Source organism: Arthrobacter sp. Rue61a (assembly GCF_000294695.2).
GTDB classification, from domain to species: Bacteria; Actinomycetota; Actinomycetes; order Actinomycetales; family Micrococcaceae; genus Arthrobacter; species Arthrobacter aurescens_A.
In genome coordinates this window covers 43594-57345 of sequence record NC_018532.1, presented here as the reverse complement: position 1 = coordinate 57345, position 13752 = coordinate 43594, and the positions used below count along the sequence as shown (strand labels likewise).

General features: G+C 66.6%; 12 protein-coding genes and 1 riboswitch. Of the genes, 7 read left to right on the top strand and 5 right to left on the bottom strand.

Annotated elements, in window-relative coordinates; genetic code table 11:
- The first annotated feature begins 23 nt into the window (after nucleotides 1–23).
- The 6 genes from ARUE_RS21990 to ARUE_RS21965 all read left to right on the top strand — a co-directional run bounded on the left by ARUE_RS21990 (nucleotide 24) and on the right by ARUE_RS21965 (nucleotide 6099).
- Nucleotides 24–1982 carry a heavy metal translocating P-type ATPase gene (locus ARUE_RS21990; protein WP_014923402.1) on the top strand — a complete coding sequence of 653 codons (1959 nt, stop codon included), beginning with the start codon at nucleotides 24–26 and terminating at the stop codon, nucleotides 1980–1982.
- Complete coding sequence (gene lspA / locus ARUE_RS21985; RefSeq protein WP_014923401.1) at nucleotides 1979–2470, top strand: signal peptidase II; 492 nt, start codon at nucleotides 1979–1981, stop codon at nucleotides 2468–2470. The genes ARUE_RS21990 and lspA overlap by 4 nt, the downstream gene beginning before the upstream one ends.
- A 4-nt stretch (nucleotides 2471–2474) precedes the next feature.
- On the top strand, nucleotides 2475–3224 hold the full coding sequence (locus tag ARUE_RS21980; RefSeq protein ID WP_014923400.1) for a cytochrome c biogenesis CcdA family protein: 750 nt from the start codon (nucleotides 2475–2477) through the stop codon (nucleotides 3222–3224).
- Nucleotides 3225–3272: 48 nt separating this feature from the next.
- Nucleotides 3273–3881, top strand: coding sequence for a TlpA family protein disulfide reductase (locus tag ARUE_RS21975; RefSeq protein ID WP_014923399.1), 609 nt, complete (start codon nucleotides 3273–3275; stop codon nucleotides 3879–3881).
- A gap of 39 nt (nucleotides 3882–3920) precedes the next feature.
- Nucleotides 3921–4589 carry a vitamin K epoxide reductase family protein gene (locus ARUE_RS21970; protein WP_014923398.1) on the top strand — a complete coding sequence of 223 codons (669 nt, stop codon included), beginning with the start codon at nucleotides 3921–3923 and terminating at the stop codon, nucleotides 4587–4589.
- 76 nt (nucleotides 4590–4665) lie between these two features.
- Nucleotides 4666–6099 carry a TrkH family potassium uptake protein gene (locus tag ARUE_RS21965; protein ID WP_014923397.1) on the top strand — a complete coding sequence of 478 codons (1434 nt, stop codon included), beginning with the start codon at nucleotides 4666–4668 and terminating at the stop codon, nucleotides 6097–6099.
- A 12-nt stretch (nucleotides 6100–6111) separates the two neighbouring features.
- On the opposite strand, the gene ARUE_RS21960 is transcribed toward ARUE_RS21965, so the two are convergent.
- The 5 genes from ARUE_RS21960 to ARUE_RS21940 all read right to left on the bottom strand — a co-directional run bounded on the left by ARUE_RS21960 (nucleotide 6112) and on the right by ARUE_RS21940 (nucleotide 11356).
- A complete protein-coding gene (locus ARUE_RS21960) occupies nucleotides 6112–6930 on the bottom strand; it encodes a M23 family metallopeptidase (RefSeq protein ID WP_043471961.1) in 819 nt (272 codons plus the stop codon).
- 3 nt (nucleotides 6931–6933) lie between these two features.
- A riboswitch (cyclic di-AMP (ydaO/yuaA leader) is annotated at nucleotides 6934–7108 on the bottom strand.
- A gap of 345 nt (nucleotides 7109–7453) precedes the next feature.
- A complete protein-coding gene (locus tag ARUE_RS21955) occupies nucleotides 7454–8311 on the bottom strand; it encodes an SURF1 family cytochrome oxidase biogenesis protein (RefSeq protein WP_014923395.1) in 858 nt (285 codons plus the stop codon).
- The gene (gene resB / locus ARUE_RS21950; RefSeq protein ID WP_043471847.1) at nucleotides 8301–9932 is read right to left on the bottom strand and encodes a cytochrome c biogenesis protein ResB; all 1632 of its coding nucleotides are present in this window, start codon (nucleotides 9930–9932) and stop codon (nucleotides 8301–8303) included. The genes ARUE_RS21955 and resB overlap by 11 nt, the downstream gene beginning before the upstream one ends.
- Entirely contained in the window at nucleotides 9929–10897 is a 969-nt protein-coding gene (locus ARUE_RS21945; protein ID WP_014923393.1) for a cytochrome c oxidase assembly protein, read from the bottom strand. The genes resB and ARUE_RS21945 overlap by 4 nt, the downstream gene beginning before the upstream one ends.
- A gap of 33 nt (nucleotides 10898–10930) precedes the next feature.
- The gene (locus ARUE_RS21940; RefSeq protein WP_014923392.1) at nucleotides 10931–11356 is read right to left on the bottom strand and encodes an ArsR/SmtB family transcription factor; all 426 of its coding nucleotides are present in this window, start codon (nucleotides 11354–11356) and stop codon (nucleotides 10931–10933) included.
- Nucleotides 11357–11577: 221 nt separating this feature from the next.
- Between ARUE_RS21940 and ARUE_RS21935 the strand changes: the two genes are divergently transcribed.
- A complete protein-coding gene (locus ARUE_RS21935) occupies nucleotides 11578–13686 on the top strand; it encodes a bifunctional copper resistance protein CopD/cytochrome c oxidase assembly protein (protein WP_014923391.1) in 2109 nt (702 codons plus the stop codon).
- The last annotated feature ends 66 nt before the right edge of the window (nucleotides 13687–13752 follow it).

Below are 13752 nucleotides of genomic sequence, written 5' to 3'. Positions count from 1 at the left end.
CACGACATGACGGAGACACCACGATGAGTGACGCCTGCTGCGGCCACGATGGCCCCGAACCCGGCGGCAAAGCCCCGGACAGCGACGAAGAAAAGCCCGGGTTCTGGCAGAGCAGTGAGATCCGCGCGGCCCTGATCGCCGGTGTGCTGCTGCTGGCTGCCTGGATCGCGTCGATGTACGACGCCGAGGAATGGGTGACACTTCCCCTGGAGGCGGCGGCGCTCTTGGTCGCCGGCTGGACCTTCGTCCCGTCCACGCTCCGCCGGCTGGCCAAGGGAAAGATCGGCGTCGGAACCCTGATGACCATCGCCGCCCTCGGAGCGGTCGCCCTCGGCCAGGTCATGGAGGCGGCGACGCTGGCGTTCCTGTACGCCATCTCCGAGGGGTTGGAGGAGCATTCGATGGCCCGGACCCGGCACGGGCTGCGGGCCCTGCTGGACCTCGTGCCGAAGGAAGCCACTGTCCTCCGCTTCGGCCGGGAAAGCACCGTGGACCCCAAGTCCCTGGTCATCGGCGACCGGCTCATCCTGCGTCCGGGCGAACGCCTGGCCACTGACGGAACCGTCCTGACCGGCCGGACCGCGCTGGACACCTCGGCCCTGACCGGGGAATCGGTCCCCGTCGAAGCGGGTCCGGGCACGGCGGTTTTCGCCGGATCGATCAACGGCACCGGACCTTTGGAAATCGACGTCACGAGCACCGCGGAGAACAACTCGCTGGCAAGAATCGTGCACATCGTCGAAGCCGAACAGTCACGCAAGGGCACCAGCCAGCGCCTGGCCGACAGCATCGCCCGCTGGCTGGTGCCCGGCATCCTGATCGTGTCCGCACTGATCGCCGGCTATGGCCTGATCGTCGGCGACCCGGCACTGTGGGTCGAGCGGGCCCTGGTGGTCCTCGTGGCCGCGTCCCCGTGCGCCCTGGCCATCTCCGTCCCAGTGACCGTGGTCGCCTCCGTCGGCGCCGCCAGCCGCATCGGTGTCCTGATCAAAGGCGGTGCCGCACTGGAGGCCCTGGGCCGGATTCGCACCATTGCCCTGGATAAGACCGGGACCCTGACCAGGAACGAGCCGGCTGTGGTCGAGGTCGTGGCCGTCGGTGGCTCCACAAAAGAACATGTCCTGACCGTGGCCGCCGCTTTGGAAGCACGCTCCGAACACCCCTTGGCCAAAGCCATCCTCGCCTCCACCACCACACCGCCTTCGGCCCGGGACGTAAAGACGGTCCCCGGCGCCGGCATCGAGGGTCTTGTGGACGCACTGCCGGCCAGGCTGGGGCGCCCGGGCTGGATCGACCCCGGGATCCTGACCGCGGAAATCACCAGAATGCAGGCCTCCGGAGCGACCGCCGTTCTGGTCGAGGAATCCGGCGCACTCATCGGCGCGATCGCAGTCCGCGATGAACTCCGCCCCGAAGCCGCCGGGGTAATCGCCGCACTGACCAAAAACGGATACCACACCGTCATGCTCACCGGGGACAACACGCTCACCGCCGCGGCCTTGGGCAAGGAAGCAGGGATCGCACGGGTCCATGCCGATCTTCGCCCCGAGGACAAGGCCGGGATCGTCCGCGCCCTGCAGACCCGGCACCCGGCCGCCATGGTCGGTGACGGCGTCAACGACGCCCCGGCACTGGCCACCGCCCACGTCGGAATCGCGATGGGAGCGATGGGCACCGATGTGGCCATCGAGACGGCCGACATCGCCCTGATGGGTGAGGACCTGAACCATCTGCCCCAGCTGATGCTGCACGCCCGCCGGACCCGGTCCATCATGCTGCAAAACATCGGCATGTCCCTGGCGCTGATCGCCGTGCTGATCCCGCTGGCACTGTTCGGGGTCCTCGGCCTGGCCGCGGTCGTCCTCATCCACGAACTGTTCGAAATTCTCGTCATCGGCAACGGGGTGCGCGCCGGGCGCATCAAGCCACTGCCCGCAGCCCACGCGCCCGCCTCCCTGCCTTCAGCCAGGGTTTCCGCATGAGCGCCACGAGCGTACGGCGCCCCCGCACGAGCCGGGCCATCCTCGGACTCGGCGCCCTCGCCTTGGCGGCCCTGGACCTGTTGGTCAAGACCCTTGTGGTGGTAACACTGGGCGATGGCAGGGTGCTGGACCTCGGTCTGTTCAATCTCAAGCTCGGTTACAACACCGGTGTCGCATACAGCCTCGGCGCGACCCTGTCACCGTGGATTGTGGTCGTTGCGACAGCAGTAATCGTGACGGCGCTGGCGATATTCCTGTTCCGTGCGGTCCCCCGGTTCGGCAAGCTTTCCCGCACCGGGGCTGCTTTCGTTCTCGGCGGCGCCCTGGGCAACCTCGTGGACCGGATGGACGGGGCAGGCGTCGTTGACTACCTGCACACCGGATGGTTCCCAACCTTCAACCTGGCCGATGTCTTCGTCGTCGGCGGAGTCGGCCTGCTGGTTCTGGGATCCCTGCGCACCCCTGCCCCGCCGCAGAAAGAGCACTGAGACGGTGGACATTGGTGAGTACTTTGCCTCGACGGTGACCTCCGGAGCCCTGATCCTGGCGCTGCCCTTGGCGGCAGCGGCAGGGCTGGTGTCCTTCCTGTCCCCGTGCATCCTGCCGCTGGTGCCCGGCTATCTGGGCTTCGTCTCAGGGCTCACGGACCCGGCCCAACCACGCAACAAACGGCGCGTCCTCTCAGGGGTGGCACTGTTCATCCTGGGCTTCGGCGCCGTATTCACCCTGTACGGGGCAGCTTTCGGAGCCATCGGATCCTGGCTGCTCCGCTGGCAGGACCCGCTCATGAGGGCACTGGGCATCGTGGTCATCCTCATGGGACTGGTCCTGCTCGGACGCTTCTCCTGGCTCCAACAAACCCGGAAATTCCAGGTTCCCGGGCGCGGCGGACTCTCCGGAGCCCCGCTCCTCGGAATCGTCTTCGGCCTCGGGTGGACCCCCTGCATGGGCCCAACCCTCAGCGCAGTGCTCAGCCTGAGCGTCACCGCCGCAAGCGCCTGGCGCGGGGCGCTGCTGGCCTTTGTCTACTGCCTGGGCCTGGGCATCCCCTTCGTCCTCGTGGCCCTGGGCCTGAACTGGGTCTCCAAGGTCCTGACCGTGGTGCGCAAACACATCAGGGCCGTCAACATCGGCGGCGCCGTCATGCTCATCCTCCTGGGCATCCTGATGGTCTCCGGGCTGTGGGTGCAATGGATCTACCAGCTGCAGAACCTGGCCGGCACGTTCCTGATGCCCGTCTAAGCAACCACACCCCCGGCACGACGAGACGACAACGCAAAGGCCAAAGACATGACCACACACCCCGAACCGCACCGGCATCCAGGCCGCCGCACGATCCTGGGCCTGGGCGCGGCAGTGCTCGCCCTCGCCGGCTGTGCAAGCCAGGACGATCTGGCCGATCAGGCCAACGCCGGAGACAACAAAAACTACATCGCCGGAGACGGGTCCGTGAACGAATACCCGCCCGAGTCACGCGGCCCCCGGGTGTCCCTTGAGGGCCAGCTGTTCACCGGGGAAAAAGTCTCCGCCCAGAACTGGGCGGGCAAGGTCGTGGTCCTCAATTTCTGGTACGCGGCCTGCGCACCCTGCCGGGCGGAGGCACCGGACCTGGCCGCCCTGCACACCGAATTCAAAGACAAAGGCGTGCTGTTCTACGGTGTCAACGTCCGCGACGACGCCGCAACGGCAGAAGCCTTCGAACGGACCTTCAACGTCGAATACCCCAGCTTTGACGACAGCGACGGCGGCATCCTGCTCGCCATGACCGAGTACGTCCCGCCCCGCGCGGTCCCCACCACCCTGGTCCTGGACACCGAAGGCCGCGTCAGCGCCCGGATCCTCGGGATCTCCCAAAAGGGAACCCTGAAGGCACTGATCACCTCCGCAGCCGGTACCTGACCGCACGGCCCACAACGACAACCCACCTGAAGGACCCCCATGACCAGCACCCCAAAATCCGCTGCGACCGTGCAAACCACCGACAGCATCGACCCGGCCGCCGCGCAACCGGACATTCCCCGCCTGACCCGCGACAAGCCGTTTGGCTGGCTCCTGGTCATCACCGGTGTCATCGGCTGGCTGGCCTCCGGCGCCCTGGTCCTGGAGAAACTCGAGGTCCTCAAGGACCCCGGCTACAAAACCGTGTGCGACGTCAACCCCTGGATCTCCTGCGGCCAGGTCATGCAGACCTGGCAGAGTTCGGTTTTCGGGTTCCCCAACATGTTCATCGGCATCGTGGCCTTCGCTGTCATCATCACCACGGGCATGGCCCTGCTCTCCGGTGCAACCTTCGCCCGCTGGTACTGGGCCGGGCTCCAGACCGGTGTCACACTGGGCTTTGGCTTTGTCGTCTGGCTATGGTCCCAGGCCTTGTACTCGATCCATATCCTCTGCCCCTTCTGCATGATCGTCTGGGCGGCCATGATTCCCCTGTTCGTCTGGCTCACCGCCCGGAACATCACGCACGGAATCATCAAAGTACCCGCACCTGCGGCCCGCATCATCGGCGAGTCCGGCTGGATCATCACCGCCCTGCTCTACGTGGCCGTGACCGCGAGCATTTTCTTCGCTTTCCTCCACATCTTCATCGGCACCTCAGGACTCTGACCAAAGAACCCCTGCCAGGTAGCCGGAGTCCCGCCCCTTCCACACCCTCATCCCCCTTCCCAGGACAGCCGAGCCCATGGCCCAGATCCAGCCGCGGTACAAGCGCCCCACCCACCGGACGCCCGACCAACAACCCGAACGCGGGGTGGGTATCCTGGCCGGCCTGCGCGACGTCATCGACAACGTCGCCAACACTTCCCCGGCCCGTCTTGCCTTCAGCGCCTTCGTTGTCGTCATTGTGGTCTTCACCGGGCTGCTGTCCCTGCCGGCCTCCTCGGCTACCGGCGAGATCACCCCGCTGCACCAGTCGCTGTTCACCGCCGTCTCCGCTGTCTGTGTCACCGGGTTGACGGTCGTCTCGACCGCCGTGCACTGGTCCTTCTTCGGGCAACTGGTCATCCTGGCGGGCATCTTCGTCGGCGGTTTGGGCACCCTGACCCTGGCCTCGCTGCTGGCCCTCATGGTCAGCAAACGGCTCGGTGTCCGCGGCAAGCTCATCGCCCAGGAAGCCATGAACAACGCCGGACGCCTCGGTGAGGTCGGTACCCTGCTGCGGATCGTCATCGTGACCTCGGTGGTCATTGAGGCAGCCCTCGCCTTGGCCCTGATCCCCCGCTTCATGGTCCTCGGCGAGCCGTTCTGGCAGGCCGTATGGCACGGGGTGTTCTACTCGATCTCCGCGTTCAACAACGCCGGGTTCACCCCGCACTCGGACGGTATCGTGCCCTACGAAACCGACCTGTGGATCCTTGTCCCGCTCATGCTCGGGGTCTTCCTGGGCAGCCTCGGCTTCCCCGTGGTGATGGTGCTCCAGCAGAACGGGCTGAACTGGAAAAAGTGGAACCTCCACACCAAGCTCACCATCGAGGTCTCCTTCATCCTGCTGGCCGTCGGAACGCTCCTGTGGGCACTGATGGAGTGGGACAACGCCAGGACCATCGGCACCATGGACCTGGGCGATAAGATCACCCACTCGCTCTTCGCCTCCGTCATGACCCGCTCGGGCGGTTTCAACCTGGTGGACCAGAACCAGCTCGAATCCACCACGATGCTGCTCACCGATGCCCTCATGTTCGCCGGCGGCGGCTCAGCCTCCACGGCGGGCGGCATTAAAGTAACCACCATCGCGGTCATGTTCCTGGCCATCGTGGCAGAAGCCCGCGGCGACGCCGACGTCAAAGTCCATGGACGCACCATCCCCCAGGGCACCATGCGGGTCGCCATCTCCGTAATCGTCGCCGGCGCCACACTCGTCTCGGTGGCCGCGTTCCTGCTCCTGGCGATCAGCGGGGCCTCCCTGGACCGGGTCCTGTTCGAAACCATCTCGGCGTTCGCCACCGTGGGACTGAGCACCAACCTCAGCGCGGAACTGCCTCCATCGGGGGTGTACGTGTTGTCGGCGCTGATGTTCGCCGGCCGCGTCGGCACTGTCACCCTGGCCGCCGCGCTGGCCCTGCGCCAACGAAGCCAGCTGTACCACTACCCCGAAGAGAGACCGATCATCGGCTAACCCGGGGAAGGTTTACATCCAGCCCTGCGGATTCACAGTCTGACCGTTCAGCAGCACCTCGAAGTGCAGGTGGCAGCCGGTGGAGTTGCCGGTGGTACCCGCCGCGGCAAGCCGCTGGCCGGCGGTCACCGTCGCACCGACGGAGGTTTCGATGGCCGCGAGGTGGTTGTAGGTGCTCTTCAGGCCGTTGCCGTGATCCACCACAATCCTGTTACCGCCACCATAGGCGGACCATCCAGCCTCCACGACAGTTCCGGCACCCGCGGCGAACACGGCGGTCTGGCAGGCGGCCACCAGGTCCAAACCGGTATGCAGCTCCCCGGTACCTGAGATCGGGGAGGTGCGGATGCCGAACGGGGAAGCGACCGACATGCTGGCCAGCGGTGCGCCGATACGGGCAGCGGAGGCAGCCGGGGCGGCAACGGCGGTCTTCGGGGCGGCGGCCGTGCCTGAGGCAGCGACCTGGGTCTTGGCAGGTACCGGCAGCGGGGCTTGCTGGGTTGTCACTGCGGGGCGCTCGTAACTGATCGAAGCCCCAGCCGAGGCCTGCACGGGCGCCGCGGCTGCCGGTGCGACCGACGCCTGCAGGGCAGGGGCGGTGCCGGCGGGTCCCGGGCCGGCATGGGCGGCGGTGAGCGCGGCGGTCAGTATCGCGGCGACGCCCAGGGTAGCGGCAGCGGTGACCTGTTTGCGCCGGCTCACGCCCTGCCCGGGGCCTGGCAGGACCCGGTGCCGGGCCGTCGTGGGCGAAGTCGTCGGGGCGGCGGTGCTGGCGGCGAAGCCGGAGGCTGGTTTTCGGCGGCGGCCATGGGGGGACACAGAAGAAGGCAAGGGGGATCCTTTCGGTTCGCCTGCGAAGTTAGCTGTCGGGTTCGGGCCAAGGAAAAATGCCCGGCCGTGCCCGGCGGCCATCAGGCCACCGACATCACGGCTTCACCCCAAGGCAGGCTTGCTGCCGATTCTGGGTCCTCCACCCCCGCCGTTAGAAAGTGATCGTCGTTTGATGCCACCGGCGGGGCTCAGCGTGAGGCATCAAGGGTTTTAATACAGAAAAACCTGTATTAATGGTAGCCGGAAAGCGCCGTCGTTACAATTTCGTGACACTACGCCTGGGGGCTCTGGCCGTGGCCGGGCTTTGATGCCACTTCTGCGCCAGTAAATACGTGACGATATCTTCAGATGTGCAGCCAACCGATCAACGACCCCCGGCATCCGATGGTTCCCGGGCACCACGCCGCCGTCCGCGGCAATCCCGGAGGACGCGCAGGAGCAACGGCGCCTGGCCGGTGACCTGGTGCCGGGCTCAGCGCGGCTGGCCCGGAGCCCCTCCGTCCGGCACCTCGCCGCAGGGAGGTCAGAGTCCCATCGAGTCCAGCAGCGCGTCTTCTTCCTCGGCCCGGGAGCGTTTGCGCGGGGAGGGAGCGCGGGGTTGGCCAATGATGCCGCCCGGGTCCGGGGTTTCGTCGGGGGTGTCCCGTTCCTCGCGGTTGATGCGGGCCTGTTGACGTGCCATGTATCCGAAGCCCACGAACGCCAGGATGCCGAAGGTGATCCACTGCAGGGCGTAGGACAGGTTCGAACCTTCCTTCACCGCAGGCGGGGCAAGCTGCTGCGGGACTGCGGCAGGCTGTGGGGACTCAGAGGCCATGACTCCGTAGCTGCCTGCCAGCAGCGGGTACCCCAGCTGGCTCCCGTAGTAGGGCAGGTCGATGCTGGCCAACTGGCCCTCGGGGGCGTCACGGCCAAGATCGGGCTCGGAGGGTTTGATCCGGATGACTGCGGAGACTTCTCCCGCTGGTGGGGCGGGCACGGCATCGGGGTATCCGGGCCGGATGTTGCCGATCGGCAGCCAGCCCCGGTTGATCGCGATCGTTTCACCGGAGGTCAGCCGGAACGGGACCACTACCTCGTATCCGGCAACGGAGTTGTTGGGACGGTTCCTGACGATTCTCTGGCCCTCGGCGAGGTATCGTCCGGACACTGCAACCGTCGTCCACTTCGCGTCGGGGTCGGCGGCGTCGAAGTAGGCGCGGGCATCCTGAAACGGCACCGGGGTTTTGTCGTAGTTCTGCTGGACCCGGCGGATTTCGGCTACGGTCTGATTCCGGCGCTCCATCTGCCAGTTCCCCAGCCCGATGCACGCTGCGGCGAAAAGTGCTGCCAGCAGCAGCCAACCTGCCCACCGCCAGGACAGAAGGAACCTATACGCCACCCTGTTCCTCCTGGAGTTGCCATTGCCGGACCAGCAGTGCGCGGATGGCCGTCGCCTCGGCGGTAAGGCGGTGGTCTTCTCCGCGGGCCAGCAGGCCGTATTCGACCATCGTCCTGCCGTCCTCGTGGGTGCCGGTGCGGACCCATACCCGGCGCCGGTTCACATACAAGGAGACCATGAGGCCGGCCACGGCCAGCAGCGAAAAGACCAGGACCCAGCCTTGGGCGGGGGTACTGCGTACATCCACGCCGATGTAGCGTTTGAGCCCGTCGAAGCTGATGCTGCCCTTACCCTCCGGCAGTGTGTAGCTGCCACCTGGGGCCAGGGTGATGCCGCCGGCGGGCAGGTCCCTGCCGTTGAGTTGGGTCAGCTTGGCCACGTCCAGAACGTACACGTTTTGCGGCGCTCCGGTGTCCAGCCCGAGGTCGCCGTAGTAGGAGTTCAGGCTCAGTTGCGGGTTCAGGGGGTCCGGGTCGAAGCTGTAGGACACGCCTTGGTCGTTCTTGATGGCCGAGGGCAGGAAGAACCCGACAAAGCCCAGCTGGGACGGTGCGGCATCCGGGACCTTGAGCACCACCGAAGAGGTGTAGACGCCATCGTTGGGGATGGAAACCACGGGCCCGCTGAAGGCGGTTTTCCCGGTGCCGTCCTTGACGGTGACGACCGGTGCGTAGCCGTTGCCGACAAGGAATACGCCGGTTTCACCGAAGTAGACCGGTTCGTTGACTTTCAGGGTCTGTTCCCGTGCCGGGGACTCTGTTCCGTCCTTGGTGGTCAGCTCGGCGGTGAAGTCTATTGGCTGGCCGAACTGGCGGGATGATTCCCTGTCGAAGCGGACCTCGAAGCTCTTCAGCGTGACGGCGAAGGGATCCAGCCAGGCGGTGTTGAAGTTGGTTCCTGGGGTGAAGGCATCGTAGCTGACCAGGGTGTTGACGAACGTTCCGCCTTCGATGAGGATTTTCTGTCCGCGGTAGCCGAACATCCCGCCGATGGCCACACAGACCAGCACGCCGATCAGCGAGGTGTGGAACACCAGGTTTCCGGCTTCCTTCAAAAAGCCCCGCTCGGCGCCCAAGGACGGCCGCGGCCCGTCTGCGGCCCTGACTTCCACGCGGTAGCCGCGCTTCTTTAGAATCCCGGCGGCGTCCGTTATCGCGGCGGCCGCGGTGATTCCGTCCCCGGCGGGCAGGATCAGGGTGCCGTACTCGGGCAGGCGGGAGAGCCGTTTTGGGGTCCGCGGCGGCTGGGAGCGCAAGGCTTTGTAGTGGGTGCGGGCCCGGGGAACGACACAGCCGATCAGGGAGATGAAGAGCAGGATGTAGATCGCTGAGAACCACACGGAGGAGTAGACATCGAACATCTGCAGCGCATCCAGGACCGGCCCGTAGGCCGGGTTGTCCTTGATGTACCGGGTCACGAGGGCGGGGTTGGCCGAGCGCTGCGGGAACAATGAGCCCGGCACGGCGCCCACTGCAAGCAGCAGCAGCAGGAAAAGGGCCGTGCGCATGCTGGTCAGCTGGCGCCAGGCCCAGCGCAGCATGCCACCGGGTCCCAGAGATGGCAGTACCGGCGCCGGAGCCTGTCCGGGGGGCACGGACCGTGCAGTGTCCGGGGTGCTCATCGCCGGCGCACCGGACGGTTGGCCAGCTGGCGCAGGTATTCGTTGTAGGCGTCCAGGTCCGGGGTGCCGTCGACGGCCGCTTTCCGCTCGGATCGTGCCCAGCCCCGCGCCTCGTCCCGCTGCCAGCGCACGAGAATGAACATCAGCAACAGCACCCCGGGCAGTTCCCCGTAGGACCAGGCCAGGCCGCCGGCCAGTCCCTGGTCCTGCATCGGGTCCACGTTCCAGTTTTCCGGTGGCGCGGCGAAGAACTTAACCATGGGCGCGGTGGCCATCATGATGACGACCCCGAAAAAGGCGTGCAGCGGCATCTCGGCGAAGATGTCCAGCATCCGGCCGAAATGTGTCTGCCGGGTCGGCAGCGGGTCCGCGGAGATCAGCGGCACCGTGAACAGGATCCCGGCGGCAAGGAACAGCAATTCCAGCCCGACGTGGCCGTACCAGTTCGGCAGCAGCAGGTCCGCGAGTCCGGAGAAGTAGACGCCATAGAAGCTCAGCAGGAACAGCGGCACCATGAAGGCCGGGTGGATGGCCAGCCGACCCCAACGCGACCGCAGACCCCAAAGGGCAAACCTCAGGACGGGCCGGCCGAACCGGCCGTGCGGGGTTGCGCGCAGCAGCAAGGTCCCGGGGGATCCGATGACCAGCAGGGGCGGGACGGCCATCATCAGGGTCAGCTGCTGGAACATGAAAACGGAGAACATCCGCAGGCCGTACCCTTCGATGCCGGCTCCCATGACGACGATGATGGCCAGGCAGCCGAACAGGAACGAGGCGGTGCGCACCGGGGACCAGTGCCGGCCCTGCCGCCAGAGGCTGATGGCCCCGGCCAGATAGAGGACCGCGGCGAGCAGCGTCAGGGCAGGAATCAGCGGAACGGGCTGGAGGTTCGGTGCGAGGTACTCCCCCAGTGTTGGCGGCAGCGCGGGCAGCCAGGCGGGGCCCTCGATTCCAGGATCACCCATGCCGGTACCCCTTACCGGAGCCGGAGACCGGGCTTAGCTGTTGCTGACCACTTTGAGCCGGTCCAGGCTGGCGTGTCCGACGTGCGTGAGGCCAAGATCCAGCAGCATGCGCACGTGTGAATCGGCCAGGGAGTAATAAGCCATCCGCCCGGCCCGACGGACCTGCACTACGCGCGGACCGCGCAGCAGGCGCAGCGCGTGGGAGACCCCCGATTCGCTCAGTCCGGTGGTGGCGGCCAGATCGCACACGCACATCTCCCCTTCGAGCAAGGCGATCAGGATCCGCACCCGCCCCGGGTCCGAAAGCAGCCCAAAAATCACGGCGAGATCCGTCACGTCCGTATCTGCCGGCATCCGGGACCTGACGGCCTCGACCTTCCGTGCGTCGACCAGGCGGACGGCGCATTCGCTGCCCGGCTGGCCGGGCGTTATCGGCGTTGCCTGTACTGTTCCGGTCATTCATCCAGACTACCTCTACCTGCTAATGCGTCGCATTTGCCTTGTGCCGTACCGGGCCCGGTGTGAAGAGGCCGCGGGCTCGGGGCCGACTGCGCCCAGCCAGCCACCGATTAACGTCTGAACAACTCTACAGATAATCTTGAATGGCGTCGGATAGCCACGGCGCCGCCTGACCCGGGACGATCACCGGGCCGGGCCTGGACCAGCATTAAGGAACCATTGTGGCTTCGAAAGCCCCTGCTGCCACCGGCAGCGCGGCCATCTCACCGAAATTGCGGTGGCTGGCCGCCGCTGGCGTGATTGCCGTGATCGTGGTCCTGGTGGCCACGGCCTACGGCCGGGGAACCCTGCCGGCCGAGACCCGCGATCCGGGCGCCCTGGTGCGGTGGGGCTACGGGGTGGCCCAGACAGTGCAGAACGTTGCTGCGGCGGCCACCATCGGCGCCCTGGTCTTCGCGGCCTTCATTGTGCCGCCGGTGCTGCGGGGCCGCAGGGGCGGCGGATCCGGGTCCCGTACGACAGGCATGTCGGGGGCGGAGATCGCGGCCGCTGATGAGCATCCGGCGTTCAGCCGGATCATGGTGCTGGCCTCGGTGGCGAGCCTGGTCTGGACTCTTTCGGCCTTGGCGGTGCTGGTGTTCAGTTTCGCTGACATTGCCGGCGTTCCGGTTTCGGGCAGCCGCGAGTTCGCGGCCCAGATCGTCTCCTACATCACTGAGCTTCCCAACGGTGCGGCCTGGCTGTGGGTCGTCATCATTTCCGCCGTCGTAGCGACCTTGACCTTCGGCGTCCGGTCAAGCGCCGGTCTGGCCGCCGCTGCACTGCTTGCCCTGGGCGGCCTGCTGCCGGTGGTGCTGATCGGACACGCCGCCGGCGGCAACGACCACGAACAGGCCATCAACTCACTGGGCCTGCACCTGGTCGGAGTGTGCCTGTGGCTGGGCGGGCTCATCGCCCTGGCCGTGGGCGGGACCGCCTTCGGCAAAGACACCGCAGCGGTCCTGCGGCGGTTCTCCACCCTGGCCGGCTTTGCCTTCGTTCTCGTGGTGGCTTCAGGGATCATCAATGCCGCCATCCGCATCGAGCTCCCCGCGGGCCTGGCCTCCCCGTACGGTGTGCTGCTCCTGGCCAAGACAACAGCCGCCATTGCCCTGGGTGCGATCGGATACCTGCACCGGAAGAGGCTCATTCCCGCCCTGAGCGTCAAATCCCGGAGCGGGCAGGCCACCGGGCTGCTCTGGCGTTTCATCGTGGTCGAGCTGCTGATCATGGGCGTCGTCAGTGGTCTCGCTGCCGCGCTGAGCCGCACCCCGCCACCGGCCGGGGAAGACATCCGGCCCGCCCTGACGCCCGCCGAGATCCTCACCGGATACCTCCTGCCACCGGAGCTGACCCCCGAACGCTGGTTCACCATCTGGCGCCCGGACTGGCTCTGGATCGCCTTCGCCCTCTTCGCCGCCTACCTGTACCTCCGGGCGGCCCAGCGGCTGCGCAGCCGCGGGGACACCTGGCCGTGGATCCGCAGCGTGGCCTGGCTCGTGGGACTGGGCGCCCTGGTCTTCTTCACCTCCGGCGGGCCATCGGTCTACGGCCGGATACTCTTCAGCGCCCACATGCTGGACCACATGGCGTTAACCATGATCGTCCCGGTCTTCCTCGTCCTCGGCGCCCCGGTCACCCTGGCTCTGAGGACCCTGAAACCGCGCCCGGACGGCTCCCGCGGGCCACGCGAGTGGCTCATGGTCCTGATCCATTCCCGGGTCGCCGCGATCATCACGCATCCCCTGTTTGTGGCCGCCAATTTCGCCGGTTCCATCGTCCTGTTCTACTACTCCGACGCCTTCGGCTTCGCACTCAAAGAACACGTCGGACACGAACTCATGACGGTCCACTTCGTGATCACCGGCTACCTGTTCGTCCTGTCGATGATCGGCACCGACCCCATCCCGCGCCGCGCCCCCTACCCGCTCCGGCTGCTGCTGCTCCTGGCCACCATGGCCTTCCACGCCTTCTTCGGCGTCACCCTGATGGGGTCAACCACCCTGATCCAACCCGAATGGTTCACCGAACTGGGCCGCGAATGGGGCGCCCCACCCTTGGAAGACCAGCAAATGGCCGGCGCCATCACCTGGGGCATTGGCGAAGTCCCGACACTGCTGATCGCCATCGGCGTGGCCATCATGTGGTCACGCTCGGACGCCCGCGAGATGCGGCGCAGCGACAGGGCGGCCGCCCGCACCAACGACGCGGACCTGGAAGCCTACAACGCCATGCTCGCAGGTCTGGAAGAACGCAACACCAGGGTCCGAGGCCGTGACGGCCAACGCTGACCCCGTCCAGACCACGGAAAACATAGGTTCAGAATGTCCTGAATCCAGGAATTTCTGTATCATTGG